General features: G+C 38.4%; 27 protein-coding genes, 4 tRNA genes and 2 rRNA genes. 9 read left to right on the top strand and 24 right to left on the bottom strand.

Annotation, left to right across the window (positions count from 1 at the left end):
- The 8 genes from EWU23_RS05950 to EWU23_RS05985 all read left to right on the top strand — a co-directional run.
- Window positions 1-796, top strand: a 23S ribosomal RNA gene (locus tag EWU23_RS05950); the annotation flags it as partial.
- A 68-nt stretch (window positions 797-864) separates the two neighbouring features.
- Window positions 865-976 (top strand): 5S ribosomal RNA (gene rrf, locus EWU23_RS05955).
- A 936-nt stretch (window positions 977-1,912) separates the two neighbouring features.
- Window positions 1,913-2,608 carry a hypothetical protein gene (locus EWU23_RS05960; RefSeq protein ID WP_166229825.1) on the top strand — a complete coding sequence of 232 codons (696 nt, stop codon included), beginning with the start codon at window positions 1,913-1,915 and terminating at the stop codon, window positions 2,606-2,608.
- A 19-nt stretch (window positions 2,609-2,627) separates the two neighbouring features.
- Entirely contained in the window at window positions 2,628-3,026 is a 399-nt protein-coding gene (locus EWU23_RS05965; RefSeq protein WP_166229827.1) for a MerC domain-containing protein, read from the top strand.
- Between the two features lie 58 nt (window positions 3,027-3,084).
- Window positions 3,085-4,539, top strand: a complete 1,455-nt coding sequence (gene gatB / locus EWU23_RS05970; RefSeq protein WP_166229829.1) for an Asp-tRNA(Asn)/Glu-tRNA(Gln) amidotransferase subunit GatB — start codon at window positions 3,085-3,087, stop codon at window positions 4,537-4,539.
- 9 nt (window positions 4,540-4,548) lie between these two features.
- Window positions 4,549-5,667, top strand: coding sequence for a peroxiredoxin family protein (locus tag EWU23_RS05975; RefSeq protein ID WP_166229831.1), 1,119 nt, complete (start codon window positions 4,549-4,551; stop codon window positions 5,665-5,667).
- Entirely contained in the window at window positions 5,664-6,464 is an 801-nt protein-coding gene (gene proC / locus EWU23_RS05980) for a pyrroline-5-carboxylate reductase (RefSeq protein WP_166229833.1), read from the top strand. The genes EWU23_RS05975 and proC overlap by 4 nt, the downstream gene beginning before the upstream one ends.
- Before the next feature lie 129 nt (window positions 6,465-6,593).
- Window positions 6,594-7,319 carry a hypothetical protein gene (locus tag EWU23_RS05985; RefSeq protein ID WP_166229835.1) on the top strand — a complete coding sequence of 242 codons (726 nt, stop codon included), beginning with the start codon at window positions 6,594-6,596 and terminating at the stop codon, window positions 7,317-7,319.
- 5 nt (window positions 7,320-7,324) lie between these two features.
- Here the strand turns inward: EWU23_RS05985 and mutL are convergent, their stop codons facing one another.
- From mutL to EWU23_RS06065, 16 genes are all read right to left on the bottom strand, one after another.
- Window positions 7,325-9,178: a DNA mismatch repair endonuclease MutL gene (mutL, locus tag EWU23_RS05990; protein WP_166229837.1), complete on the bottom strand. Its 1,854-nt coding sequence runs from the start codon at window positions 9,176-9,178 to the stop codon at window positions 7,325-7,327.
- Window positions 9,179-9,270: 92 nt separating this feature from the next.
- Window positions 9,271-9,657, bottom strand: a complete 387-nt coding sequence (rplL, locus tag EWU23_RS05995) for a 50S ribosomal protein L7/L12 (protein WP_166229839.1) — start codon at window positions 9,655-9,657, stop codon at window positions 9,271-9,273.
- Between the two features lie 66 nt (window positions 9,658-9,723).
- Window positions 9,724-10,257: a 50S ribosomal protein L10 gene (gene rplJ, locus EWU23_RS06000; RefSeq protein ID WP_130924445.1), complete on the bottom strand. Its 534-nt coding sequence runs from the start codon at window positions 10,255-10,257 to the stop codon at window positions 9,724-9,726.
- 2 nt (window positions 10,258-10,259) lie between these two features.
- Entirely contained in the window at window positions 10,260-10,958 is a 699-nt protein-coding gene (gene rplA, locus EWU23_RS06005) for a 50S ribosomal protein L1 (protein ID WP_109321959.1), read from the bottom strand.
- 38 nt (window positions 10,959-10,996) lie between these two features.
- Window positions 10,997-11,434: a 50S ribosomal protein L11 gene (gene rplK / locus EWU23_RS06010; protein ID WP_166229841.1), complete on the bottom strand. Its 438-nt coding sequence runs from the start codon at window positions 11,432-11,434 to the stop codon at window positions 10,997-10,999.
- A gap of 807 nt (window positions 11,435-12,241) precedes the next feature.
- Window positions 12,242-12,838: a transcription termination/antitermination protein NusG gene (gene nusG / locus EWU23_RS06015; RefSeq protein WP_166229843.1), complete on the bottom strand. Its 597-nt coding sequence runs from the start codon at window positions 12,836-12,838 to the stop codon at window positions 12,242-12,244.
- A gap of 35 nt (window positions 12,839-12,873) precedes the next feature.
- Complete coding sequence (secE, locus tag EWU23_RS06020; protein WP_109321963.1) at window positions 12,874-13,065, bottom strand: preprotein translocase subunit SecE; 192 nt, start codon at window positions 13,063-13,065, stop codon at window positions 12,874-12,876.
- A 36-nt stretch (window positions 13,066-13,101) separates the two neighbouring features.
- A tRNA-Trp gene (locus EWU23_RS06025) sits at window positions 13,102-13,175 on the bottom strand.
- A 62-nt stretch (window positions 13,176-13,237) separates the two neighbouring features.
- Window positions 13,238-13,984 (bottom strand): NIPSNAP family protein, encoded by a 747-nt coding sequence (locus EWU23_RS06030; protein WP_166229845.1) that lies wholly within the window; start codon window positions 13,982-13,984, stop codon window positions 13,238-13,240.
- Between the two features lie 158 nt (window positions 13,985-14,142).
- Window positions 14,143-15,330 carry an elongation factor Tu gene (gene tuf / locus EWU23_RS06035; RefSeq protein WP_166229847.1) on the bottom strand — a complete coding sequence of 396 codons (1,188 nt, stop codon included), beginning with the start codon at window positions 15,328-15,330 and terminating at the stop codon, window positions 14,143-14,145.
- Window positions 15,331-15,413: 83 nt separating this feature from the next.
- Window positions 15,414-15,485: transfer RNA gene (locus tag EWU23_RS06040), tRNA-Thr, on the bottom strand.
- Window positions 15,486-15,571: 86 nt separating this feature from the next.
- A tRNA-Gly gene (locus EWU23_RS06045) sits at window positions 15,572-15,644 on the bottom strand.
- Between the two features lie 44 nt (window positions 15,645-15,688).
- Window positions 15,689-15,774: transfer RNA gene (locus EWU23_RS06050), tRNA-Tyr, on the bottom strand.
- Window positions 15,775-15,875: 101 nt separating this feature from the next.
- Entirely contained in the window at window positions 15,876-17,054 is a 1,179-nt protein-coding gene (locus EWU23_RS06055; protein ID WP_166229849.1) for an outer membrane beta-barrel protein, read from the bottom strand.
- A gap of 4 nt (window positions 17,055-17,058) precedes the next feature.
- The gene (locus EWU23_RS06060) at window positions 17,059-17,856 is read right to left on the bottom strand and encodes a hypothetical protein (protein WP_166229851.1); all 798 of its coding nucleotides are present in this window, start codon (window positions 17,854-17,856) and stop codon (window positions 17,059-17,061) included.
- On the bottom strand, window positions 17,853-18,401 hold the full coding sequence (locus EWU23_RS06065; RefSeq protein WP_166229853.1) for an RNA polymerase sigma factor: 549 nt from the start codon (window positions 18,399-18,401) through the stop codon (window positions 17,853-17,855). Before EWU23_RS06065 ends, EWU23_RS06060 begins: the two co-directional genes overlap by 4 nt.
- A gap of 105 nt (window positions 18,402-18,506) precedes the next feature.
- On the opposite strand from EWU23_RS06065, the gene murI reads away from it, so the two are divergent.
- Window positions 18,507-19,316 carry a glutamate racemase gene (murI, locus tag EWU23_RS06070; protein WP_166229855.1) on the top strand — a complete coding sequence of 270 codons (810 nt, stop codon included), beginning with the start codon at window positions 18,507-18,509 and terminating at the stop codon, window positions 19,314-19,316.
- Here murI and EWU23_RS06075 read toward each other — a convergent pair whose 3' ends face one another.
- Genes EWU23_RS06075 through EWU23_RS06110 form a run of 8 tightly spaced genes read right to left on the bottom strand, consistent with a single transcriptional unit; the run spans window position 19,317 to window position 24,339 of the window.
- Window positions 19,317-19,607, bottom strand: a complete 291-nt coding sequence (locus EWU23_RS06075; protein ID WP_166229857.1) for a hypothetical protein — start codon at window positions 19,605-19,607, stop codon at window positions 19,317-19,319.
- On the bottom strand, window positions 19,600-20,157 hold the full coding sequence (locus EWU23_RS06080) for a DUF420 domain-containing protein (protein ID WP_235942164.1): 558 nt from the start codon (window positions 20,155-20,157) through the stop codon (window positions 19,600-19,602). The genes EWU23_RS06075 and EWU23_RS06080 overlap by 8 nt, the downstream gene beginning before the upstream one ends.
- Window positions 20,141-20,860 (bottom strand): SCO family protein, encoded by a 720-nt coding sequence (locus EWU23_RS06085; protein WP_166229859.1) that lies wholly within the window; start codon window positions 20,858-20,860, stop codon window positions 20,141-20,143. Before EWU23_RS06085 ends, EWU23_RS06080 begins: the two co-directional genes overlap by 17 nt.
- A gap of 24 nt (window positions 20,861-20,884) precedes the next feature.
- The gene (locus EWU23_RS06090) at window positions 20,885-21,202 is read right to left on the bottom strand and encodes a cytochrome C oxidase subunit IV family protein (RefSeq protein ID WP_109321973.1); all 318 of its coding nucleotides are present in this window, start codon (window positions 21,200-21,202) and stop codon (window positions 20,885-20,887) included.
- Between the two features lie 19 nt (window positions 21,203-21,221).
- Window positions 21,222-21,989: a cytochrome c oxidase subunit 3 gene (locus EWU23_RS06095; protein WP_166229861.1), complete on the bottom strand. Its 768-nt coding sequence runs from the start codon at window positions 21,987-21,989 to the stop codon at window positions 21,222-21,224.
- A gap of 11 nt (window positions 21,990-22,000) precedes the next feature.
- On the bottom strand, window positions 22,001-22,579 hold the full coding sequence (locus tag EWU23_RS06100; RefSeq protein ID WP_166229863.1) for a cytochrome c oxidase subunit 3: 579 nt from the start codon (window positions 22,577-22,579) through the stop codon (window positions 22,001-22,003).
- Window position 22,580: 1 nt separating this feature from the next.
- Window positions 22,581-23,432, bottom strand: a complete 852-nt coding sequence (gene cyoE / locus EWU23_RS06105) for a heme o synthase (protein ID WP_166229865.1) — start codon at window positions 23,430-23,432, stop codon at window positions 22,581-22,583.
- 1 nt (window position 23,433) lies between these two features.
- A complete protein-coding gene (locus EWU23_RS06110) occupies window positions 23,434-24,339 on the bottom strand; it encodes a COX15/CtaA family protein (protein WP_166229867.1) in 906 nt (301 codons plus the stop codon).
- Between the last annotated feature and the right edge of the window lie 3 nt (window positions 24,340-24,342).

A 24,342-nucleotide genomic window follows, 5' to 3' on the forward strand; every position in this document is an offset into this window, starting at 1 on the left:
TATAGCTTAGCATTGAGTTTTGGTACTGGATGTGTAGGATAGGTGGGAGGCTATGAGCCGGTGTCGCTAGGCATCGGGGAGCCAACGTTGAAATACCACCCTTCTTGTACTGGAATTCTAATCCCTATATGGGAGACATTGCTTGGTGGGTAGTTTGACTGGGGTGGTCGCCTCCAAAAGAGTAACGGAGGCTTTCAAAGGTTCCCTCAGCACGCTTGGTAACCGTGCGTAGAGTGCAATAGCAAAAGGGAGCTTGACTGTGAGACCGACAAGTCGATCAGGTACGAAAGTAGGATATAGTGATCCGGTGGTTTAGTATGGAACAGCCATCGCTCAAAGGATAAAAGGTACTCTGGGGATAACAGGCTGATCTCCCCCAAGAGCTCACATCGACGGGGAGGTTTGGCACCTCGATGTCGGCTCGTCACATCCTGGGGCTGGAGAAGGTCCCAAGGGTTCGGCTGTTCGCCGATTAAAGTGGCACGCGAGCTGGGTTCAGAACGTCGTGAGACAGTTCGGTCCCTATCTGTTGTGGGCGTAGGAATATTGACAGGTTCTGACTTTAGTACGAGAGGACCGAGTTGGACTGACCGCTGGTATATCAGTTGTTCTGCCAAGGGCATAGCTGAGTAGCCACGTCGGGATCAGATAAGCGCTGAAAGCATCTAAGTGCGAAACTGACCTGAAGATGAGTATTCCATGAAGGGTCCGTGTAGACGACACGGTCGATAGGCTACAGATGTAAAGGCAGTAATGTCAAAGTCGAGTAGTACTAATTACCCGAAAGCTTACTTTTATTAAAAACATGCAACGACTGTTTATTTTATCTCACAATATGGAAAAAGGCTAAGACCTTGCAAGATTTATGGAGCCGATAGGACGGGTGTTCACCTCTTCCCATCTCGAACAGAGAAGTTAAGCCCCGCACCGCTGATGATACTGGGATCAAACCCGGGAAAGTAAGTAAGCTCCAAGTTATTATTACCCTAAGCCCGCTAGATTCTAGTGGGCTTTTTTTTATTAGGGATTAGGGGTTTTAGTTATTAGAATGTAGAATGGCGACACATCCATTTATAATTTATAATTCATTTTTTACAATTTCCTTTCCATATTTTTCAAAAAGTTAAGTTATCGTACCAAATTACCCTTACTACAACAGCACTTTCTTTGGTCTTTCTTTTTTTTCATAAAAAAAGAAACAAAAAAAACAGAAGAAATACGGTTAATCCAAGACGAATTCTGCTTTGCAGAACCGATTGTCTCTCCGCCAACGCACACGGCCTATGCGCAAGGTCAAAGATGCGCCTGACGCTTCGCTCATGCTTCGTTCCAATCTTTCTGTTGGGATTAACCTTCTAAATAGGGCTTAGTTTTTAGAGGCTGAAAATTAATAAGATCGGGATGATGTATACATAATCTTTCTGAATGAAAATCCCGTCGGTCAGCACGAGCGAAAGGTGATGAACGCAGCGGTAGACGGGGTTTTGACCTCAGCATAGGCGATAGCGGAGTGAATCACGGTTCCGCAAAGCGGAATTCGCCTTTGCTGAACGACAAAAAAAGAAAAGCCCTAGTAATTAATTTTACTTATAAAGAATGATCTCTTCAATTTTATAACTAATCACATTTTCTTACTTTAACTTTTTTTGGTCTTTCTTTTTTTCTATAAAAAAAGAAACAAAAAAACAGAAGAAATACGGTTAATCCAAGACGAATTCTGCTTTGCAGAACCGATTGTCTCTCCGCTTACGCACATGGCCTATGCGCAGGGTCAAATATCCGCCTGCCGCTTCGCTCAAGCCCCGTTCCAATCTTTCGTTGGATTAACCTTGCAATGAAGAATTGAATCCCCAAATCCATTTATAATTTATCATTCATTATTTATAATTTTCTTACGGCTTTACAATGTAGAATGGAAAATGTAGAAATGAGCAAAACCGTCAACTCTATTCAGATGCAGGCATCTATAATTCATCATGATAATTTATTATTGCAACAACGTTGCAATAATAAATTATCTTTGTATATTTGCAACAGTATTGCAAAAAATCCTCCTATGAAAAGCAAATTCTTATATGTATTGTTTCTTTGCCTGGCCCTATTTTCTTGTAAAAAAGATCCTGCTGTTGAACCTACAGATGATAACGAATTAATCACTACCGTTGAGTTAGAATTTACTAATAGTAAAAATGTTACCAAAACCTTTGCCTTTCAAGACTTGGATGCTAATTCCATCACACCGCCTGATAAATTTGAATCTATTGTGCTTGATGCCAATGAGAATTACGAGATGGAAGTGAAAGTATACGATGAATCTAGAAAACCGCGCGTCGATGTTACCGAGAAAATAGAAGAAGATGCTGAAGCCCATTTGTTTGTATACAAAGTTACTCCTGCCTCTTTGTTCTCTCTAAAAGCCAAGGACAAGGATAAGAATAATTTACCCATTGGACTAAAAAATACAGGGAAAACTCAAGGAAAAGGTATTGGTAAATTACACGTTATTCTAAAACATCAACCTCCTGCTAATGGGAAAAGAACCAAAACAGGCGATGAAGAAATTGGATCAACGGACATTGATTTAGAGTTTAAATTAGAAATTAAGTAATTATTTAAATATCTAAATAATGAAAAGATATAAACATTTGTTGGCAATCGAAAAGATGGGCTTATTTTTTTCGATAGCCTGCGCCATTCATTGCATGACATTACCTATTTTTTTGTTTTTTGCCCCTTACATTGCCAGTAGTTTTGCATTTACCCCCACTTTTGAATGGGTTTTAGTCTCTACCAGTTTTTTGTTGGCCTTAATTCTCCTTTTCCAAGACTACAAAAGACACCGTAAACCACTACCGATGATCTACCTCGGACTAGCTGTTATGGTCAAGGTTGTAGAAGTAAGTTTGGGTAAAAATTCCTTTGAGTGGGCATTTGGTTTACTCCTAGGAATATTTATTTCAGTTGCTTATTGGGTCAATTATAAACATAAAGTGGCTTGTACTTGTAAAATCAAGCGCCAAGCCTAGCTTTCCTATCCTTTTTTGTATCTTTACAGACTATTGATGATCTAATTATTTCAAATCTGTGAGTACATTTCAATCTACTATTTATCAACCGGTTATTGGACTTGAAATCCATGCACAACTGCAAACGGATTCCAAAATATTTGCGAGCGATGCTGTCCGATTTGGTAGAGAGGCTAACACATTAATTTCACCCATTAGTTTAGGTCATCCAGGTACTTTACCTTTTTTGAATAAAAGAGTGGTAGAATACGCCATTAAAATGGGAATCGCCATTGGGTCTGAAATAAGTGAATGGCAATATTTTGACCGTAAAAATTATTTTTATCCAGACCTTCCAAAGGGATATCAAATTACACAAGATAAAACCCCCATTTGCATCGGGGGGAAAATTAAGGTTAAGCTTAAAACAGAAGAGAAATACATTGCTTTTCACCACATCCACCTGGAAGAAGATGCAGGGAAATCCTTGCATGAAGGTGATAACCCTTTTAGTTTTATTGATTACAATAGAGCCGGTACACCGCTGATTGAAATGGTGACAGACCCTACATTGTATTCTTCAGAAGAAGCATTTGCTCTAGTTTCTGAGGTTAGAAAACTGGTTCGCTATTTGGGAATTTGTGATGGTAATATGGAAGAGGGCTCTTTACGTGCCGACGTAAACATTTCATTAAGACCCATTGGCTCAGATAAACTGGGAACCAAAGTGGAAATCAAAAACATGAATTCCATCCGTAATATTCAGCGTGCCATCGAATTTGAATGCACGAGACAAGCTGCAATGTTGGATGCTAGAGAAAGCATCATTCAAGAAACACGTACTTTTGACGCTCATACTGGGAAAACGTCAAGTATGCGTGTTAAAGAAACGATGAATGATTATCGTTACTTCCCAGAACCTGATTTAGCGCCATTACGCATTACCCAAGATTGGATTAATGAAGTTAAAGCAACCATGCCTTTACTACCTTGGGAGCAAGAACAAGAATTAATAGATCAGTTTGGATTACCCGTATATGATGCTCACTTTTTAGCTGATACGAAGGAAATGGCCTTGTATTTTAAAGAGGCAGCAACGTATACCAAAGCCTATAAAGCCTTATCCAATTGGTTAATGGGACCCGTAAAATCCCATATGAATGAACGCTTGTTGCACATTCAAGATTTGGAGATTAGCCCTAAAAATTTGGCTGAAATTGTCGACTTAGTGGAGCAAGGTGCTATCACACATAATTTAGCCGCGCATCAATTGTTCCCGCTTTGTTTATTGGACAGGTCCAAGAGTCCTAAACAATTGGTGGATGAAAATGGTTGGGTTCTGGCCAATAACAATGAAGAGCTCCTTTATTTCGTTCAAGAAGTAATTAATGCATTTCCTGATAAAGTAAAAGAATACCATAAAGGGAAAAAGGGCCTAATTGCCCTATTTATAGGGGAAGTAATGAAAAAATCCAAAGGAAAAGCGGACCCAAAACTAGTTAATCAATTAGTCCAAGAGGCTTTGGCCCAATAATAAAAAGCTATGAACCGCATTTGCTTACTTGCTTTTATCTTCATGTCATTTGCCTTGCAGGCTCAGGAATTTACTATTCAAGTCAAGGTCAAGCAATTAGTGCCCCAACGGAAAATATATTTGGAATTTCTCAACGGTCGTGGTCAAGCCATCAAAATAGATTCTTTAAGCCCTGATCAAAATAATAGTGGGGTCTTCCGCGGAAAGGTGTTGGAAGGTGGTGGATTCTATCTGATAAATTTTTATGATATAGCCAATCCTCAAAAGGTCATGGTCATCTTGGAAGGAAATGAGAAAGTACAAGTAGAGGCGGATGGGGTGAATTTACCGGATAAACCAGGCGCTTATGGCGTGACAGGGGAATCAATTAATATCAAGATGATGAACCAAGTCATGGCTATTTCAAAAGGTCTTGAAAAAAAGGTCATTGCCTGGAATGCAGAGATTCAAAAAACTCCTGCTTCTCAGACTCGCATTCAAAAGGAGTTTGAAACAGCACAAAATGTAGCATTAAGTCAAATTAAAACCTTAATTCCTCAAATGGGGACTAATTTAGTCGCTCTTTGGACGACCAATTTCTTGCCAGTAGAATCTGAGATGGCGACCTTGGAAATCATTGCTGAAAAATTTAGAGTCGCTAGACCCAATCACGCACAGATAAAGCCATTTTTGGAAAATTTAAAACGTTTGAAAGGTGTCAGTATAGGCTCTGAAGCTCCAGAAATTAGCTTACCTTCCCCCAATGGAGAAAAAGTAGCTCTTTCTTCTTTACGAGGAAAATATGTCTTGATTGATTTTTGGGCAAGTTGGTGTGGACCTTGCCGTCGTGAAAATCCCAATGTTATTAAAACATATGCCCGATTTAAGGATAAAGGTTTTGAAATTTTTGGGGTAAGTTTAGATCAAGACAAAAGTGCTTGGTTGAAAGCAATTGAAACAGATCAGTTAACTTGGAAGCATGTTTCCGACTTACAGTATTGGAATTCGGTGGCTGCACAAGCTTATCAAGTTTCTGCCATTCCTATGACATTTATGATAGATAAAGAGGGCAAAATAATGGCCAAAGGACTTAGAGGGGCAAGTTTAGACCAATTTTTAGAAGATTTATTTAAAGGGATTAACAGATGAAAATTGCAATCATAGGTTGTGGAAATATGGGAATGGCTTTCGCTAATTCCTTTATTCAATATAATTTGGTCAAGAAAGAAGACTTATTACTTATTGAAAAGAATAAGGAGCGAGGAGATATTTTACAAGAACAAAAAGCAGGCGTGGTTGTAGATACCATTTCGGAGAAAATCTCATCCGTTAATTTGGTCATCTTATCAGTAAAACCACAAGATTATCCCTCGGTATCGGAAGAGTTGAAGCAATATTTACGTCCTGGACAGTTGGTGCTTTCTATCATGGCGGGTATTCCCATTAAAAAATTACAAGAGAGCTTGTCTTATCCTTTAATCATTCGAGCTATGCCGAATACGCCTGCCTTATTAGGTATGGGTATGACAGCATTCGCCTCTGCCCCTGAAGTAGGATTGTCGGATATTCGTTTGGCGGAGAATTTAATTAACTCAACTGGCCGTGCTGTATTTTTAGAAGAAGAAAGTTTATTGGATGCAGTGACAGGATTAAGTGGTAGTGGGCCAGCGTATTTCTTTTATTTGATTAAAAACATGATAGATGCTGGTATTGCTATGGGATTTGATCCGTCTATGTCTGCTTTATTAGTGAAGCAAACCATGTTAGGCTCTTATCATCTGATGCAAACCAGTGATAAATCTTTGGATGAATTAATTCAGGCCGTTGCTTCTAAAGGAGGAACCACTGAAGCCGCTTTAAAGACCTTTGGTGAAAAAGAAGTTGGAGAAGGTTTACAAAAAGGTATTTTTGCAGCCAGAGATCGAGCTGTGGAATTAGCCAAATAGTTTTTTTGGTTGACCCAACAGAGAATTTATTAGAGAGATATCATTCGTAAGGATGATTATTTTAAAAAATTAAGCTTTCTTTAGGGCTCAATTTTATATATAAGGGTACTTTTTATTTTAATAAGTTCTATGAGGGTTGTAAAGTACCACATAAAAAAACAAGATATTGACATTCATTCAGACTTGTTTTCTGGCATTTATACTATTTTAACACATACCATTGGTCCCAATCTAACTTTAGATGAAGCATTGGGAGGGTCATTTTGTTATCCAGTTCCAGATGAAGTTTTTATCTGGAGTTTTATGGTTAAAGATAAGATGGTGGGATTCTGCTATTTTACTATTTTAAAGCATGAGGATTTGGTCATAATACGTCTGACTTTATCCGTAGAAAGAAATTATAGGCATATCGTAAAAATGCCATATCATGATTTTCTTTGGGAAATGATCTTCATCAAATTGGAAAATTTGTCGAAAAAGGTGGTCTTTTACTCCAATCCCATCAATCCCATTATTTATTCTGTTATTCGGGAGTATACCAAAAATTTCTTGCGTTACGAAAACAATGTACCTTCCCAGACAGCTACTATTAACAAGATTTATGATCTTTTTGAAATTGAAAGATATAGCCGTATCAGGAAGACACCATTTAAAATGGAAGAAACAAGCTTGAACTTTGAAAATTTACGACATAAGAATAAATATGTCAATGATTTTTTAAACCAAAACCCAGATTTTAAACTAGGAACAGGTTTAATCACGATGGTGCCTGCAACGGTCGCTAATATGATTTATGCGGTAGTGAAAATGGCGAAGAAGCAATTCAATCCCTCGAAATCGAAATACAAAAAATAGATTTTTTAGTTCAGTAAATCGATAATTTCCTGAAGATGTAAGGCGCGACTAATCTGCTCACCATTGGGAGAAGAGTTAGGATTGCTGCTAGCAAATAATTGTTCGACTAAGGCATTCATTTCTTCCGTACTTAATTTTTTCTGTTGGTAGCGGATTGCAGATCTATTGGACATAGCCTGTGCAATTTTTTCATTCCGATGTTTACTTAGGTCACTGGCTTCATGTTTTACTTGTTCCAGTATTCCTTCTAGTAAAGATTGTCCATCTTCTTCCCCCAAACCCGCAGGTATTCCTTTGACCCAATACTTGGCCCCATCTTCTAGGGCAAGTTGAAATCCTAGATATAGCAGATCCTCCTTGATTTCTTCTAATATTAATTGGTCGGCCGGATTAATATGTAATAATTTGGGAAATAATAATTGCTGGGATGCACCATTTTTTCTCTGCAAATGATCCATAAATTGATCATAGAGAATGCGTTGATAAGCTCTTTTTTGGTCGATCAGTATGAGACCATTTGACCAACTTAAAGCTAGGTATTTCTGAAGTATTTGAATGACCTGAAAATTGGAAGAATTGAATTCCGTATTTTCTCTTTGGTTAGCTCGACTCTGTAAAATGGTTTCGGAGCCATGGGTATGTTGTTCAAACAATTGAGGCTTTATAGTAGGCGCTTGTTGCTCAAATGCCTGTATATTATCTTGTAAGCCTTCGTATAGTTTTTTCCAGGCGTCTTGCACATGTTTATTGGAATGAGTATTCCCTGTTCCTGATGAAAAATTCCCCGTTCTACTAGAGGAAGGCAGTCCAGCTGGACTGTGTGGAATGTTAAAATTGACATTGGTATCAAAATCCAGGGAAGGGATTAAGTTATGGATACTCAAAGTCTTTCGAACAGCGGCTTGAACAATGGCGTAAATAGACCTTTCGTCGTCAAATTTGATCTCCGTTTTGGTGGGATGGACATTGATGTCAATATGGCTAGGATCGATGCTTAGAAACAAAACATAGAAGGGAAATGAGCCTTCGGGCAATAAGCGTTCATAGGCGCTCATTACGGCATGATTTAGATAAGCGTTTTTGATGTATCGATCATTGACAAAGAAAAACTGTTCTCCTCGTGTTTTTTTGGCGTGCTCAGGTTTACCTACATAGCCTTTAATGCTTACATAGGAGGTATCTTCTTCGCAAGAAGCTAATTGTTCCCGGTAGCCTTTCCCAAATAAATCAACAATTCTTTTACCTAGTTTTTCAGCGGGTAATTGATCTGTTTCTTGTTCATTTTGAACAAAGGAAAATCGGATATTGGGGTGCGCTAGTGCTACATGCTGAAACTCGTCGAGGATATGTCGGATTTCAACAGGATTAGATTTGAGGAAATTCCTGCGTGCGGGGATGTTATAGAATAAGTTTTTAACGGTAATCGAAGTGCCAATTGGATGTTGAATATTTTCTTGAGCTTTTAAAACAGAGGCTTCAATTCGGACTAAGCTCCCTAATTCATCTTGTTCTCTTCGCGTTTTTAATTCCACTTGGGCGACAGAGGCAATGGAGGCCATGGCCTCACCTCGAAAGCCCATTGTTTTGATACTGAATAGATCTTCTGCTTTTCTAATTTTGGAAGTGGCATGTCTTTCAAAACACATTCTTGCGTCTGTTTCTGACATTCCTGTGCCATTATCAATGACTTGAATAATTCCTTTCCCAGCATCTTTAATGATGAGTTGGATGTAGGTAGCCTGGGCATCGATGGCATTTTCCATGAGCTCTTTAACCACCGACGCGGGCCTTTGTACCACTTCTCCGGCAGCAATTTGGTTTGCTATGGCATCGGGAAGTAATTGGATCAAATCACGCATAGGGAAAATGTTAGGTAAAGGCAATTAGAATTCAAATAAAGCAAAAAAAAGGGAATGTTGCCATCCCCTTTTTCTTTAAATCAGTGTGTGAATTATTTCAATTCAACTTCAGCACCAGCTTCTTCTAAAGATTTTTTCAAACCTTCAGCTTCGTCTTTAGATACACCTTCTTTAACAGCTTTCGGCGCAGCATCAACTACATCTTTCGCTTCTTTCAAACCTAAACCAGTTAAGTCTTTTACTAATTTAACGATAGCTAATTTGTTAGGACCAGCAGCTTTCAAGATAACATCGAAAGATGTTTTCTCTGCAGGAGCATCAGCACCATCACCAGCACCAGCAGCAGGACCTGCTACTACAACAGCTCCAGCAGCAGCTGGTTCGATACCGTACTCATCCTTAAGGATAGCAGCTAATTCATTTACTTCTTTTACAGTTAAGTTCACTAATTGTTCAGCGAACGCTTTTAAATCTGCCATTTTTTGAAAATTTAATTGTTAAGAATTAATTATTTTGTGGGGTTAAACCCCGGTAAAACGTGGTAATTATTCAGGACGCTCACCTAAAGTCTTCACGATACCAGCTAATTTCTTTTCGCCGCTTGTAAGAGCAGAGATAACGTTTTTAGCAGGCGATTGCAATAGGCCAATAACCTCTCCAATCATCTCGTTTTTCGACTTGATATTTTCAAGTGCTGTTAATTGGTCTTCACCAATGTATAAACCACCTTCAATAGAAGCGCCTTTGAATGCAATTTTATCCTTTCCCGCTTCTTTACGGAAGTCTTTGATCAATTTAGCTGGAACTTTAGCATTTTCTGGGGAGAAAATGATTCCAGACATACCTTTCAATACACCTTCGTTGAATGCAGAATAGTCATTTCCCGTTTTCTCTAATGCTTTTGCAATTAACGTGTTTTTGAATACTTTGTATTCTAAACCTCTTGAAAAACACATTCTACGGAATTCTGTAGCTTGCGCTACTGTTAAACCGGCTGTACTTGCAATGTAGAAGTACGGAGTTACCGCGAACTTTTCGCTCAACTCATCAATAATCTGATTTTTTTCTTCTCTTGTCATGATTACAATCCAGTTACTGTCGCCTTATCAATAACAATGCCCGGAGACATAGTAGAAGATATATTGATCGATTTAACATATGTACCTTTTGCAGAAGATGGCTTCAATTTCATCAAGGTATTGATTACTTCTTGCGCATTTTCAGCAATTTTGCTAGCGTCAAATGAAACCTTACCAATAGAGGTATGGATGATACCCGTTTTATCAACTTTAAAGTCAATTTTACCGGCTTTCACTTCATTTACTGCTTTTCCTACTTCCAAAGTAACTGTACCAGACTTTGGATTAGGCATAAGTCCACGTGGACCTAACACACGACCCAAGCGACCTAATTTGGCCATAACCGTAGGCATGGTGATGATTACATCGATATCGGTCCAGCCTCCTTCGATTTTTGAAATATAATCATCTAATCCTACATGGTCAGCACCGGCTGCTTTTGCTTCCTCTACTTTATCAGGAGTACACAATACGAGAACTCGTACGTCTTTTCCTGTTCCATGAGGTAGGGCAACCACACCACGAACCATTTGGTCGGCTTTGCGGGGATCTACTCCTAAGCGAACATCAATGTCCACCGAGGCGTCGAATTTTGTATAGGAAATTTCCTTCAAAATTTCAGCCGCTTTGTTTAGAGAATACTCTAACGTCGCGTCATATTTAGAAAGGGCTTCCTTTTTTTTCTTCGTAAGTTTTGCCATTACCTTTTTATTAAAATGTTAAATTCTGATTATTAAAATCAGAACGGTTTCTCTCCAGAAACAGTAATACCCATTGATCGGGCCGTTCCAGCAATCATACTCATTGCTGCTTCAATTGTAAAACAGTTTAAATCTGGCATCTTAGTCTCCGCGATAACTCGCACTTGATCCCAAGAAACAGATCCCACTTTTTTCAAGTTTGGCTGAGCCGAACCCGATTTCACCTTAGCTGCTTCCAATAACAAAATTGGTGCAGGAGGCGTTTTTACAACGAATTCAAACGATTTATCTGCGTAATAAGTAATTAGGACCGGCAATACTACGCCGTTTTTATCTTGAGTTCTAGCATTGAACTGCTTACAGAACTCCATGATATTTAATCCTTTCGAACCTAATGCAGGACCGATGGGCGGTGAAGGATTGGCTTGGCCACCTTTGCATTGAAGCTTAACGTAACCAGCTATTTCTTTTGCCATATTAAAACATCGTTTTTAAGTGAATTATTGAGGTTTATCTGCCAATAAGGGTGGAAGCTTCCTTATCTGATGCACCTCGTTTTGATCTTCCAGCGTAACAAACCTTCCAATCCATTCATCCGTTTGATAATCAATCGAATAGAATGCCGCTTTTTAAACGGACTGCAAAATTAGGAGATTTATTTGATAAACCAAAGTTAATTGCCAATAATTCAAATTAATATTCCCACGAATGTCTTAGTTCTAGGTATCCATTGCTTAAACGATGGAGGTGATGGCCTAAAACCAATAAGCGGATTGGGTTGTATATCAATATGGGTGTAGTGACGACAAGAATTCCCCAAAATATACTGGGTACATCCCTTTGGAATGCAAACGCTAATGAGCTCCAAATAATGAGCTGGAGAAAGATCGATAACTGGGGAATAAGGCAATGGGCTATTTCATTTTCTTTAAGTTCAAAATATAGATGTTTGTCCCTCAGGTACATCAATGGAAAATCGAGAGGGAGGAAATAGGAACATATTGAACCGAAACGCTATTTCAATGACATGGTTTCCTGGGGGTAAATGAAAGGTGTCATGTTCCTCAAGGTTTCTACTGAGGTATTCTCGGCTTCGAGCGTTTTTGATTGAAATACGTTGAGGACGTAGCATTGAACCCACCTTAGTAATCGTGATTTTTGCCATGTGTTTAGTGGTTAGCAGATGATTTCATCTGAATGTAAGCACAAGTATATCAAAATGAGATAAAATAAAAAACCCTAACCACGAGGTTAGGGTTTCTGAATGTCAAAAGAATGGTATTTTATTTCTCTACTTGAGAATAATTCAATTCCAAAGGAGTGTTTCTTCCAAAGATTTTTACCATCACAGATAATTTCTTACTGTTTTCGTGAATCTCTTCTACCGTCCCTTCAAAGGTCGCAAATGGTCCGTCAATAACACGTACTGTTTCTCCTTTGATGAAGGATACCGAAGCAAAGTCTTCTACTGCGGCCGATTCATCTACTTTACCTAAAATTCGATTAACCTCAGACTGACTTAATGGCATCGGCTTTTTTACTACCACTTTTACCTTTTTCGTCTTTCCTCCTTCGATTTTAGTTTCTTCTATTTCCTCATTCATGGTTTGAAGAAAACCAATGACACCCGGTGTAGAAGTTAAAATGTGACTTACCTCACCTGCCAAATCCGCCTCAATCATGATATATCCAGGAAATAGATTTTTCTCGCGAATTACCTTTTTCCCTTTTCTGATTTCATAAATCTTTTCGGTAGGAATCAATATTTGGGGAACAGCTTCAGCTACGCCTTGACGTGCGATTTCGTTCTCCATATACGTTTTCACTTTTTTCTCTTGTCCTGAAATTGCTCTCAAAACATACCATTTAGTCTCTGCCATGGCTATTTTCGTGTTAAGGATCGGGTTAAGCCCTGTTAAAATGAACTATAAAATAAATCCAATCCAGATTTGAATGCCAAATCAACTAATCCTACCAAGATGGCAAAAATTAGGGAGGCCACTAAAACCAATATAGAACTTGCTTGAAGCTCGGAAAATTTAGGCCAAGTAACATGTTCAGTTACTTCTACCCAAGATTCCTTAATTAATGATGTAAAGTTGCTCATATTTTCACCGATTATTCGGCTTTAAAAATTATTACATGGCACGGGCACAAGGATTCGAACCCTGACCAAAGGTTTTGGAGACCTGCATACTACCATTATACTATGCCCGTAGAAGGACTGCAAATTTAGGCAATTTTTCCTAATTCGCAAACCTCCGATTAATTAAAAGCAATTACCATTGGGAATAAGCCGTTGGTTCCAAGAAGCGACGGACCGTTCTAGAGTGACTATTGGCGTATTTGAGGTCATTAGATATGCGTTTCCATTCTGGATCTGCTGAAAATTTAGCCCAATTTTTATCACGCTCGGCCATATTTTCAAAGCTGATCATGTAACTTAAGCAAGGAGTGTTCTCGCCAGCCAAGACTTCTCCAAAGAAAACGCGATGTAATCCTACATTTTCAAAAACTTGAAGTTCTGAATCATCAAACATGGCTATTTTTCTACGTAAAGCATCTTCGTTATATGACTCGTAAGTTCTCCATTCGTAAATACGACCTTCATTTTTAGTAGGCAAGGTTAAGGATGGATGTCCTTTAAAGCCTTTCGCTAAGTAAGTCGATATTTTTTCAAATAATGGTTTATCCAAACCGACCATATCAAAGTAAGCTTTACTGGCTAGCAAATAAGCTTCGTCTTTTTCTAATGCCGACTTGTATCCCGCATAGGATTCCAAGGAGGGAAAAGGTATAGTGACAACCAAAATAGCGGGTTCAGGTTTCCCTAAATCTTTGAATACCCCGACTTTTGAAACGCCATATTTGTTTAATGCAGGAATGAGTGCGTTGGAAATGTATCTTTCAACTACTCCCAAATTACCCCTAAATTTCATTTGGTAGGTTCTTATTTCATAGTATTCCTGGCTGACGGCCAAGTGACTTAATAAGACAAGTGATAATAATGCAAGGATCTTTTTCATAGTATAATTTATTTCATGTGTCATTCGTTAGTATTTAGATTTGACTACAGATTTGACAACTTTTTAAAAGTTGTCAAATCTAAAAAGCTAAAAGCTAAAAATATTAGGCAAAAAAAAAGAGCGGGATAAACCGCTCTTTTTTGATATCAACTAATTAATTAGTCTAAGATTTCAGTTACCTGACCAGCACCTACGGTACGACCTCCTTCACGAATCGCGAAACGAAGACCTTTATCCATTGCTACAGGGTTCAATAAAGTAACTTCAATTGTCAAGTTATCACCTGGCATACACATTTCCACACCAGCTGGCAACATGATTTCTCCTGTTACGTCTGTTGTACGGAAATAGAATTGTGGACGATATTTGTTAAAGAATGGCGTGTGACGACCACCTTCCTCTTTAGACAAGATATAAACCTCAGCCTTGAATTTAGTGTGAGGCTTAACAGAACCTGGCTTACAGATAACCATACCACGACGGATATCAGTTTTCTCAATACCACGTAACAATAAACCTACGTTATCACCAGCTTCACCACGATCCAAAATCTTACGGAACATCTCAACACCAGTTACTACTGATTTCAAGTTTTCAGCTCCCATACCTAAGATATCTACTGTCTCACCTGAGTTAATAATACCTGTCTCGATACGACCTGTTGCTACTGTACCACGACCTGTGATCGAGAATACGTCTTCAACTGGCATCAAGAATGGCTTATCTACGTCACGCTTAGGAAGTGGAATCCAGCTATCGACTGCTTCCATCAAAGCATCGATTGTAGCTACCCACTTAGGATCTCCATTCAAACCACCCAAAGCAGAACCTTGGATTACTGGAATGTTATCGCCATCAAATTCGTAGAATGAAAGAAGCTCGCGAATCTCCATTTCTACTAATTCTAATAATTCTGGATCATCCACCATGTCCACTTTGTTCATGAAAACAACCAATTGAGGTACACCAACTTGGCGTGCCAAAAGGATGTGCTCACGAGTTTGTGGCATTGGTCCATCAGTAGCCGCAACTACTAAGATAGCGCCGTCCATTTGGGCAGCACCTGTAACCATGTTTTTCACGTAGTCAGCGTGACCTGGACAGTCAACGTGAGCATAGTGACGGTTAACTGTTGAATACTCAACGTGAGCAGTGTTGATTGTGATACCACGCTCTTTCTCTTCTGGAGCAGAGTCAATGGAAGAGAAATCTTTCTTCTCAGCTAGACCTTTTTCAGAAAGAACTTTTGTGATAGCAGCAGTCAAGGTAGTTTTACCGTGGTCAACGTGGCCAATAGTACCAATGTTTACGTGGGGTTTACTTCGGTCAAAATTCTCTTTTGCCATGATTATTTAGTTCTTAATTTAGTTATAAAAAGTTTCAAAATGTGCTAATCAAAGCTACTCTTACGAGTATTTTGGTATTTTTGAGCCTTTGAGCAGGATTGAACTGCCGACCTCTTCCTTACCAAGGAAGTGCTCTACCACTGAGCTACAAAGGCCTTTACCCTAGGGCCAATAGTAGGTCTTCTGGGCCCTACCAATATAAAAATCGTCTATGAGTTTCCTCACAGAACGACATTTATTGAGCGGGAGACGGGGCTCGAACCCGCCACCTATAGCTTGGAAGGCTATCGCTCTACCAAATGAGCTACTCCCGCTGGTACTTAACAACACAAAAACTTGGTACTTTCCTGTGTGCGAATGGTGGGGACAGATGGATTCGAACCACCGTAGGCATTCGCCAGCAGATTTACAGTCTGCCCCATTTGGCCGCTCTGGTATATCCCCCTCTTTCTTATTTCAGTCAAACGTTTTACTGAAATAGTTCGCAAAAGTAGCTCAAATTTTGGTATCCACAAACACCTTGGTGAAAAATTTCTAAATTAATTTTATAATAATCGGAAACCAAAGCTAAATGCCTGGACATCGGGTCCTTTTCCTTTCTCAAATAGTGGACTTAAATCATATGAGAAAAATAAATCAGGAAAATGTTTCAAGGCAAACTCTGCACGAACACCATAGCGTATTTGATTGACAAAAAGATTGGACGTGATCTTATGTAAATTATCTGTTTTGTCTTCAATGGCTTTTGTGTAACTGTCTAATCGATAGGATATATAGCCACCTAAACCAATCATTTGTACGGCTGATTCTTTGGAATAGGTCCAATGTGGCATAATGGGCAATGTTAAATAGCTAACCGTCATTTTGTTTTTTGATAACACGGTTTCGCCTCCATTACTATCAATAATCGGTTGAAAAATAACCGCATCATTTCCTTTTTGAATGATACGATTGTGATCAAACATAAAATTATACCAATCAAATTGTAAACCATAACCTAAATTAAACCTGGATTTTTTACCAGAACTTAGTCGAATGGATCTAGAAATTTCAAGGCCAACATATCGGGATCCCAAAGGTTTTAAAGCAAAATCAGTGGACAATAAAGGGGCTGGAAACTGGGCTATGCTCATGGCAGGTAAATTTCCAGAAGTCCCATTTAAACCTAAATAAAGATTTAAGCCTTTACGTTGATAGAAATTTCGATCCTTGGCCTGAATTTTGGTAGAATCTTTGCCCCAGATAACCCGAGTGACCTCATCTCCTTCTTTTACCTGTACTCCATTCCAACCTACATGGACTTCCTCATTCCCTTCTTTGACATGTATTCCCTTGAATCCCACTTCCACTTGTTTGTTGTTAGGGCCAGGCGATCCTGCTGAGATTGTTTTGGTCGATGAAAGGCTTTTAGATCCATTAAATCCTGCTTGATGTAATTTGATATTGATATTTTTGCCGCCTATGCTAACTGCAATTGAGGTATCTTTCTCATTATCAGTTTGAACAGCCTTGCGGATACTTTGCCATAAGCTATCTTCTAAGACTATTCCATTTTTTGAAAAAATGGCTTGCAATTCTTCTTTCAACGATTTTTTCGAATTACTGGGATTACCAATAATTTCTTGATTACGCTTATCTATTTTTAATAATAAGGAATCTTGATTTGGTCGAGCAATTAGACCGGTGCTAATTAGGATTAATCCTAAGATGAATAAATTTTTCATATACTTAAAATTGAAATGTTCTTTGTACTACTTGTTCGGTTTTGATATACGTATTCGCCACTTGGTGAATACTGTTTTCTAGTTTGGGGTCTCCCTGCTTTAAAGTTTGCCAATCTACAGGTTCTCCATCGATGGCCTGTCTTAATTGTTTCACTACACGAGCAAACAAGGAATGTCTTTTTTTGCTAGGCTCCGGAACATAGCTATTTTCTTTTTCTTGATTGTTCGCTTGACTCGGTTGAATGTCGATTAACATTTCGACACTTTCTTCCTTCGCCAATGAAGCGGGTTTTTCTTTTTCAAATGTCCTATTATCGGCTAAAATAACAGGGTTGGTATTGGGTTTACTTTCTTCTATTACGGGAATAGACTCGGTAGTATTTCTAGGTTCTTGATTTAAATTGGAATGAATATCATGACTGGGCATTGGCTCAGAATGACTTACAACATTTGGATTTGTTGAACTACTTATTTCTTCCAATTCTGGCGTGCTCGTATTTGGCAAATGTTGAACAGGAGCATTGATTTCAGTTTGTATGTGGTTGGCCATTTTTGAATCATCCACTAGAGCGTTTGGATTGGATAATTGCCACCAACCTACACCAAAGGAAATCAATAAAACTGCCGCCCAAGACCATTGTCTACGATGAATAATGAAAGGAACAGCCTTTCCTTTTTTCTCGTCAAGCTTTTTCTCAATTTGATTCCAAATAGCGGCTGGAACTTCCTCTTTATGTGAGTCTAATTTTTCCCGCCAGTTTTTTTCAAGGGAATCCCAATTGTCACCGGATGATTTCTTCATGCTTGTAATTCCTTTAGTTTACTCTGTAATAGTTGTCGTGCTCGTGAAAGCTGCGACTTGGATGTGCCTTCTGATATTTGTAACATATCTCCAATTTCAATATGTGAATAGCCTTCTATGGCATATAAATTAAATATTGTCCGATAGCCAGGAGGTAATTCCAAAATTAAATTTTGAATTTCCTCAACTCCCAGATGCATGATGGCATCTTCTGGATGAGCTATATCATATGTTTCATTAATGTCTTGGTCATAGCGATTGGCTGTTTTTCGAATTTTCATCAATGATTCATTCACCATGATTTTTCGAATCCACCCTTCAAAACTTCCTTGGCCTTGGAAGTTGTCTATTTTACTAAAGACTTTCATGAAACCCTCCATTAATGCATCTTCCGCATCTGGACCTACACCTAAATAGCGCTTGCATACCGCCATCATCTTGCCAGCGTTTACCTGGTAGACAATTTGTTGAGCTCTTCGGTCTTGTTTTTGGCAAGCCTGAATTAACTCTTGTTCGCTCTTGAAGGGTAGTAAAGTTTTACTCAATGATTATAGAACTTATTTGAATGTAAAGATGTGCATTAAACATAAATGGTTGCATGGGTTTGAAAAGATTTTCAAAATTCCTTTCTTTACGCAGATTTAACATATATGCCAAACTCTGCACCCATTGGGATTTTTGATAGTGGAATAGGGGGGTTAACCCTCGCTCATGCCATAACGGAATTGATTCCACAAGAGCCCATCATTTATTTTGGAGATACTGCTCACTTACCTTATGGGGACAAATCAGCAACGGCCATTCAAGCATACTCTGTAAAAATTTGCAATTTATTATTAGAGAAAAATTGCAAGTTGATTCTAATTGCTTGTAATTCAGCTTCGGCGGCAGCCTATGATTTGGTGAAAACCTATGTTGGGACCAAGGCTGTTGTGGTGAATGTAATAGACCCTGTCATTCAATATTTGGATCAACATTGGGCAGGCAAAACTTTGGGTTTGATTGGTACTAAGCAAACGGTGAATTCTGGGATCTATGCTCGTAAGGCAGAAGCATTGGGGAAAGATATCCATATTCAATCCTTAGCTACTCCATTATTGGCTCCCATGATTGAAGAGGGATTTTTTAATAATACCATATCAGAACAGATCATTCGTGAATATTTAGAACAAGATGTACTCAAAAACATCGAGGGGTTAATTTTGGCCTGTACGCATTATCCCTTAATCAAATCACAGATAGATGAATTTTATCAAAGCCGAATTCCAGTCATTGATACTTCACAGATTGTGGCTCAAGAAATTAAACGTATTTTAAATCAACATGATTTGTCGATACAAGCTGGCGAAATAGGTTCCCGACAATTTTTTGTATCAGACTATACAGATTCGTTTGAAAAGTCCACTCAACTATTTTTTGGAGAGGCCATTAAATTGACCCAATATCCTATTTGGGATTAATTATTGCCTTAGGATTTGACTCACCTTTTGTCGAATCTTAAATTTAGCTAAACGCTCTTGTTGTTCCTTTTTGCTTTGGCGGAACCATAAAAAGGCAATAGCTCCAACTAATAAATAAGGGGCCGATAATAAATATAAAATTCCGGTATTTAAGCCAGTGGCAATATTGGAGCGCCCATTAGAAATGGTGCTTTCAACCGTAGTACGGCACATAGCACATTGGGCGGCACTATCAAATTGCACGAATACAAAAAATAAAATGAAGAAGAGAGTAATGAATTTCTTACACATAATAAGGGGCAATTAACAAGTAAACCAATACACCTGTAACACTAACATACAACCAAATTGGAAAGGCCCATTTGACTAATTTTTTATGGGACTCAACTTGATCCGTTAAGGCAAAAAATATAGCCTTTAATACTAAACGAACGACACCAATAGAAAGTAAAATATGCGAAAACAATAAAATATAATAGGTAGGTCTTAGCCAACCAGTACCACCAAACTTGGTTGGTTCATTGGAAATATGATAGCTAACATAGGACACCAAAAATAGGCTTCCTAATACAAAAGCCACTCCCATAAATTTACGATGTAATTCGATGTTTTTGTTTTTGATGGCAATAAATCCCAAAATCAAAATGATGGAACAGGTGGCATTCAACACGCCATTCACATGCGGAAGTACTTTCGTCCATGTACCCAAGGGCAGCTTGGTTTGAATGGCATTTAACATGGCCACAGCAATGGGTATGACCAAGGACAAAATGTTAACAATTTGATTATTTCTAGGGGTATTTTCAATCTTGTAAGCTGCCATATTATTTTTCACTATCATAAATACGTTTTAATACTTTGATTTCCATCATGAGGCGATCTACTTCTTTTTTATCCGTTCCATTATAGAATCCTCTAATGTGTTTTTCTTTATCTATCAGTATTAACCTTTCTGAGTGTATAAATGTTTCATCTGGATTTTTTATGGCTTGATCATATTCAGAGGCATCCGCCAAAGGAACATGAAAGCCTTTTAACGCTAAGGGATAAATAGTTTTCTTATCACCTGTTAAAAAATACCATTTACCTGGTTTTGCTTCAAAACGATTTGCATATTCAGCTAGTTTTTCAGGTGTATCAAAATGTGGGTCAACCGAGATGGATAGTAGTTTGATGTCATTATCTTGACTAAAAGCATCTTGCAGTCGACTTACCTGAGTCGTGATTTTGGGACAAATAGTGGTACAGCGAGTGAAGAAAAAGCTCGCCACGTAAATATGATTATCGAGCACTTTGGAAGAAAATGGCGCTCCTTTTTGATCGGTAAGCTGAAAGGGAGGTATTCGGAAAAATACGGTATCTATGTCGGATTCATTCCAACGGGGATTGATTCGTTTTTCCATTTTGATTTCACCGGTAGTGGAATCAATTTCAGGAATGTAGCGAGGTAATTGAAAATGATTATTGCCAAATTCGTGCAGGCCTAAATATAATAAGACAGGCACTATTAAAATGGTTAATAAAATGCCTGTCTTTTTAGTCATGCGCCAATAAGAGTTTAGGGTCTACTAATACAAATGTCCACCTTCGTAGATCAATGCTACTAGTAACCAAACAACGAATACTGTAGGGATTAAAACCGCCCAGATAAGCGTTTTTACTTCATGCTTTAAGTGCATGAATTCTCCTACGATATAAAAAGCTTTAACGATCGTCATACCAGAAAAGATGGCTACACGTAAGGTGTTAGCTGGCAATGTAAAGGCAATAACGAATTCGATTGCTGTTAGAATTAAAAGAATCCAAAAAGTTTTCCAAATAGCGCCAGTTTGAGGAGCTGGAATTTCTTTTTCTGAGGTTTCGTGTGCAGTAACGTGCGAAGCCATATGTTAAGGGAATTAAATATTAAACAAGATAAAAGAAGGTAAATACGAATACCCAAACAAGGTCTACAAAGTGCCAGTATAAACCAACTTTCTCAACCATTTCATAGTGACCTCTGCGCTCATAAACACCTGTAGCTGCATTGAAGAAAATCAAAATGTTTAGGATAACTCCAGAAAATACGTGAGTTCCGTGGAAACCTGTAATGAAAAAGAATAAGTCTGCAAAAGCTGGAGGGCCATATGGGTTGCGTACTAAATTGGCTCCTTCAATTGGGGTCATTACACCATCTACCAATTGCTTAGCTGCTAATGACAAATCTTCAGGTCCGTGGATGAAGTGACCCCACTCCCAAGCTTGTGAGCCTAAGAAAGTAAAACCTCCAACGATAGTCCATAACATCCATTTTTCTACATCTTTGCGGTCACCGCGGTGACCAGCTTCTACAGCTAATACCATGGTTACTGAAGATGCAATCAAAATGAAAGTCATGATACCTACGAATACCAAGGGTAATGATATGCCGTGTAAGAATGGAACTGCTTCAAACACTTTTTCTGGGATTGGCCAGTGTTGTGTTGAAAAATAGAAATCACTTGGACTTCCTTTCCAAGCTGGTTGACTGAAACGAATCATTCCATAAGTCACTAAAAGTGCCGAGAATGTAAAGGTGTCAGAAAGTAGGAAAAACCACATCATTAGTTTTCCATAACTAGCTTTAAGAGGTTCAGAACCACCTGTCCAAGTTAAATTTTCAGGAACAGTAGGGGCAGCGTGTGCAACTGACATGAGGTAATAGCTTAATTGTTAAACACTAAAAATAAAAATAAATATATCCACAAGGCATCTAAAAAATGCCAGTAGGTGGAACAAATTTTAATTTGAGTAAGGGCTTTGGCATTGATTTTCATACGGAATGCAGCAACTAGTGCTACAATTAATACAATCAATCCGGAGATTAAATGCAGACCGTGAAGACCAGATAAAACATAGACAAATGACCCTGATGGATTACCAACGAAATAAACGTTCATTTCGACTAATTGTACCCATCCGAAATATTGTAATACTAAAAACAATAATCCGAGCACAAAAGTAATAGAAATACTTATTCTTAACGCATTAAATTGGTCTTTTTTTGCGGCTAATAATGCAAAATGCATGGAGGCACTACTTAGTAGTAAGACGACTGTACTAATCCAAAATAAATTGGGTAACTGAAACTCTACCCAGTTTCCTTCTGCTTTACGTACAAGATAGGCACTCGTAAAAGCAGCAAAGAGCATAATAATAGATACAATGAACAACCACATGGTGAATATTTTAGGATTCACAGAACGTGTCGCTTTGGCTTCTATGGAATTGGTTTCTGCGTTCATGTTATGAAATTTTATCAAATAAAAAGGCAATTTGTACTACAAGTAAATAGAAAAATGATCCAAACATCATCCAACGAGCAGCTTTATCTGTTGGGCGCATCATCAGGTAAAAGGTTTGGCAAAGGAATAAAGTACCGGCTATTACCGCAATAATGGCCGATTGTATTCCTGTCATGTGCAATAAATAAGGAACGAGTCCTAAGGGTACTAGAAATATGGTATAAATCATGATGGTAAAAGCCGTTTTCATGTCTTTTTTTCCATCATTAGGTAGCATTTTAAATCCAGCTTTTTTGTAATCCGCATCTGCGACCCAGGCAATAGCCCAAAAATGAGGGAATTGCCAAAAGAATTGTATGGCAAATAAAATGCCAGGCTCCCATCCAAATTCATGTGTAGCAGCCAGCCATCCAATCATGGGAGGAAAGGCACCAGGTATGGCACCCACAAATACAGAAATGGGTCCTACTCGTTTTAATGGAGTGTAAACAAATCCATATAAAATATACGAAATGAATCCAATAATGGCTGCTTTCCATGACAAGTAGCTGAGTAAACTTAAAGAAATCAACAGTAGGATAATGCCATAAATCTTGGCTTGTTGAGGTCGTAAAACCTCGGTCGGCAAAGGTCTTTTGGCTGTTCTTTTCATCAGTTTATCGAAATCAATTTCTTTCAATTGATTGACGATGTTGGCAGCTCCTGTGAGTAAATAACCAGCTAAGGAGATTAAGATAATATGGAAAGTGGTGTGTTCAACGGGAGCCAATAAATAGCCAAAGGTACCAGAGAATGCTACCGTAATCGATAGTCTGGATTTTAACAGGGCTATATAGGGTTTAATGAGTGACATCTTATGCGGCTGTGCTTGTTTTAATCCAAGTATTCATATGTAAACCCAGAATCACGAGGGATATAGTTAAATGAACAGCTTGACTTCCTAAAGGTAAGTTGACATAAGCCATTAATATACCTGTGATTAAGGATATACTTAAAAAAACGAACAAGTAGGTACTATAGTTTTTTAAAGAATTGATTTTTGATTTTTTGATTTTGTTCCAAAGGACCAAATGACTCAGGACCAATACCCAAGAAAAGGTTCGGTGAATGATGTAAATACTACCTAAATGACCAACCCATTCGGATCTTGCGTGTTCTCCATACTGAACAATTACATGATCCATTTCTTCTCTCACCTGAGTTCCCAATACAATTTGTACCAGAATGACTAGTAAGTTAAGTAGAATCAAAGTTCGAACCGTAGATGGGATCTCGATGGAGCTTTGTTTGACGTGTAAGGCCTTAAACAATAGAAACAAGACACCAATGCTTAATAGCATATGAATGGTGACGACGCCTGGTAGAAGAAAGGAATCTACGACATATTTACCCAATACCGCATTGCCTAAAACAAGTATTAAGGCAAGGAAAGAAAGGATAAATTCTTTTTTCCCTGTTTTGAAAGCTAAGAGGGTTGTAATTAAAACAAAGAGTCCTGTTAATGCTCCAATAAGACGGTTGATGTATTCAATCCAGGTTTTAGTGGGGTTAAATAGAACTTCACCATGTAATTTTTCCTTATAGGTAATTTCATAATGTAGTGGTAACTCGGATTCTTTCGTGGGGGGAATGAATCTCCCAAAACATTTTGGCCAATCTGGACAACCCATTCCTGATCCCGTACTTCGAACAATTCCTCCAGCTAAAATAAGCAGGTAAATACATAGTAAAGTAACAAAGCCAAATTTTTGGAATGTCATGGT

Source organism: Aquirufa beregesia (assembly GCF_011090385.1).
Classification (GTDB): Bacteria; Bacteroidota; Bacteroidia; order Cytophagales; family Spirosomataceae; genus Aquirufa; species Aquirufa beregesia.

Coding starts and splice junctions, on each gene's coding strand:
- EWU23_RS05960 (WP_166229825.1), top strand. CDS start 1,913: ATGGAAAATGTAGAAATGAGCAAAACCGTCAACTCTATTCAGATGCAG.
- EWU23_RS05965 (WP_166229827.1), top strand. CDS start 2,628: ATGAAAAGATATAAACATTTGTTGGCAATCGAAAAGATGGGCTTATTT.
- EWU23_RS05975 (WP_166229831.1), top strand. CDS start 4,549: ATGAACCGCATTTGCTTACTTGCTTTTATCTTCATGTCATTTGCCTTG.
- proC (WP_166229833.1), top strand. CDS start 5,664: ATGAAAATTGCAATCATAGGTTGTGGAAATATGGGAATGGCTTTCGCT.
- EWU23_RS05985 (WP_166229835.1), top strand. CDS start 6,594: ATGAGGGTTGTAAAGTACCACATAAAAAAACAAGATATTGACATTCAT.
- mutL (WP_166229837.1), bottom strand. CDS start 9,178: ATGCGTGATTTGATCCAATTACTTCCCGATGCCATAGCAAACCAAATT.
- rplL (WP_166229839.1), bottom strand. CDS start 9,657: ATGGCAGATTTAAAAGCGTTCGCTGAACAATTAGTGAACTTAACTGTA.
- rplJ (WP_130924445.1), bottom strand. CDS start 10,257: ATGACAAGAGAAGAAAAAAATCAGATTATTGATGAGTTGAGCGAAAAG.
- rplA (WP_109321959.1), bottom strand. CDS start 10,958: ATGGCAAAACTTACGAAGAAAAAAAAGGAAGCCCTTTCTAAATATGAC.
- rplK (WP_166229841.1), bottom strand. CDS start 11,434: ATGGCAAAAGAAATAGCTGGTTACGTTAAGCTTCAATGCAAAGGTGGC.
- nusG (WP_166229843.1), bottom strand. CDS start 12,838: ATGGCAGAGACTAAATGGTATGTTTTGAGAGCAATTTCAGGACAAGAG.
- secE (WP_109321963.1), bottom strand. CDS start 13,065: ATGAGCAACTTTACATCATTAATTAAGGAATCTTGGGTAGAAGTAACT.
- EWU23_RS06030 (WP_166229845.1), bottom strand. CDS start 13,984: ATGAAAAAGATCCTTGCATTATTATCACTTGTCTTATTAAGTCACTTG.
- tuf (WP_166229847.1), bottom strand. CDS start 15,330: ATGGCAAAAGAGAATTTTGACCGAAGTAAACCCCACGTAAACATTGGT.
- EWU23_RS06055 (WP_166229849.1), bottom strand. CDS start 17,054: ATGAAAAATTTATTCATCTTAGGATTAATCCTAATTAGCACCGGTCTA.
- EWU23_RS06060 (WP_166229851.1), bottom strand. CDS start 17,856: ATGAAGAAATCATCCGGTGACAATTGGGATTCCCTTGAAAAAAACTGG.
- murI (WP_166229855.1), top strand. CDS start 18,507: ATGCCAAACTCTGCACCCATTGGGATTTTTGATAGTGGAATAGGGGGG.
- EWU23_RS06075 (WP_166229857.1), bottom strand. CDS start 19,607: ATGTGTAAGAAATTCATTACTCTCTTCTTCATTTTATTTTTTGTATTC.
- EWU23_RS06080 (WP_235942164.1), bottom strand. CDS start 20,157: ATGATAGTGAAAAATAATATGGCAGCTTACAAGATTGAAAATACCCCT.
- EWU23_RS06085 (WP_166229859.1), bottom strand. CDS start 20,860: ATGACTAAAAAGACAGGCATTTTATTAACCATTTTAATAGTGCCTGTC.
- EWU23_RS06090 (WP_109321973.1), bottom strand. CDS start 21,202: ATGGCTTCGCACGTTACTGCACACGAAACCTCAGAAAAAGAAATTCCA.
- EWU23_RS06095 (WP_166229861.1), bottom strand. CDS start 21,989: ATGTCAGTTGCACACGCTGCCCCTACTGTTCCTGAAAATTTAACTTGG.
- EWU23_RS06100 (WP_166229863.1), bottom strand. CDS start 22,579: ATGAACGCAGAAACCAATTCCATAGAAGCCAAAGCGACACGTTCTGTG.
- cyoE (WP_166229865.1), bottom strand. CDS start 23,432: ATGTCACTCATTAAACCCTATATAGCCCTGTTAAAATCCAGACTATCG.
- EWU23_RS06110 (WP_166229867.1), bottom strand. CDS start 24,339: ATGACATTCCAAAAATTTGGCTTTGTTACTTTACTATGTATTTACCTG.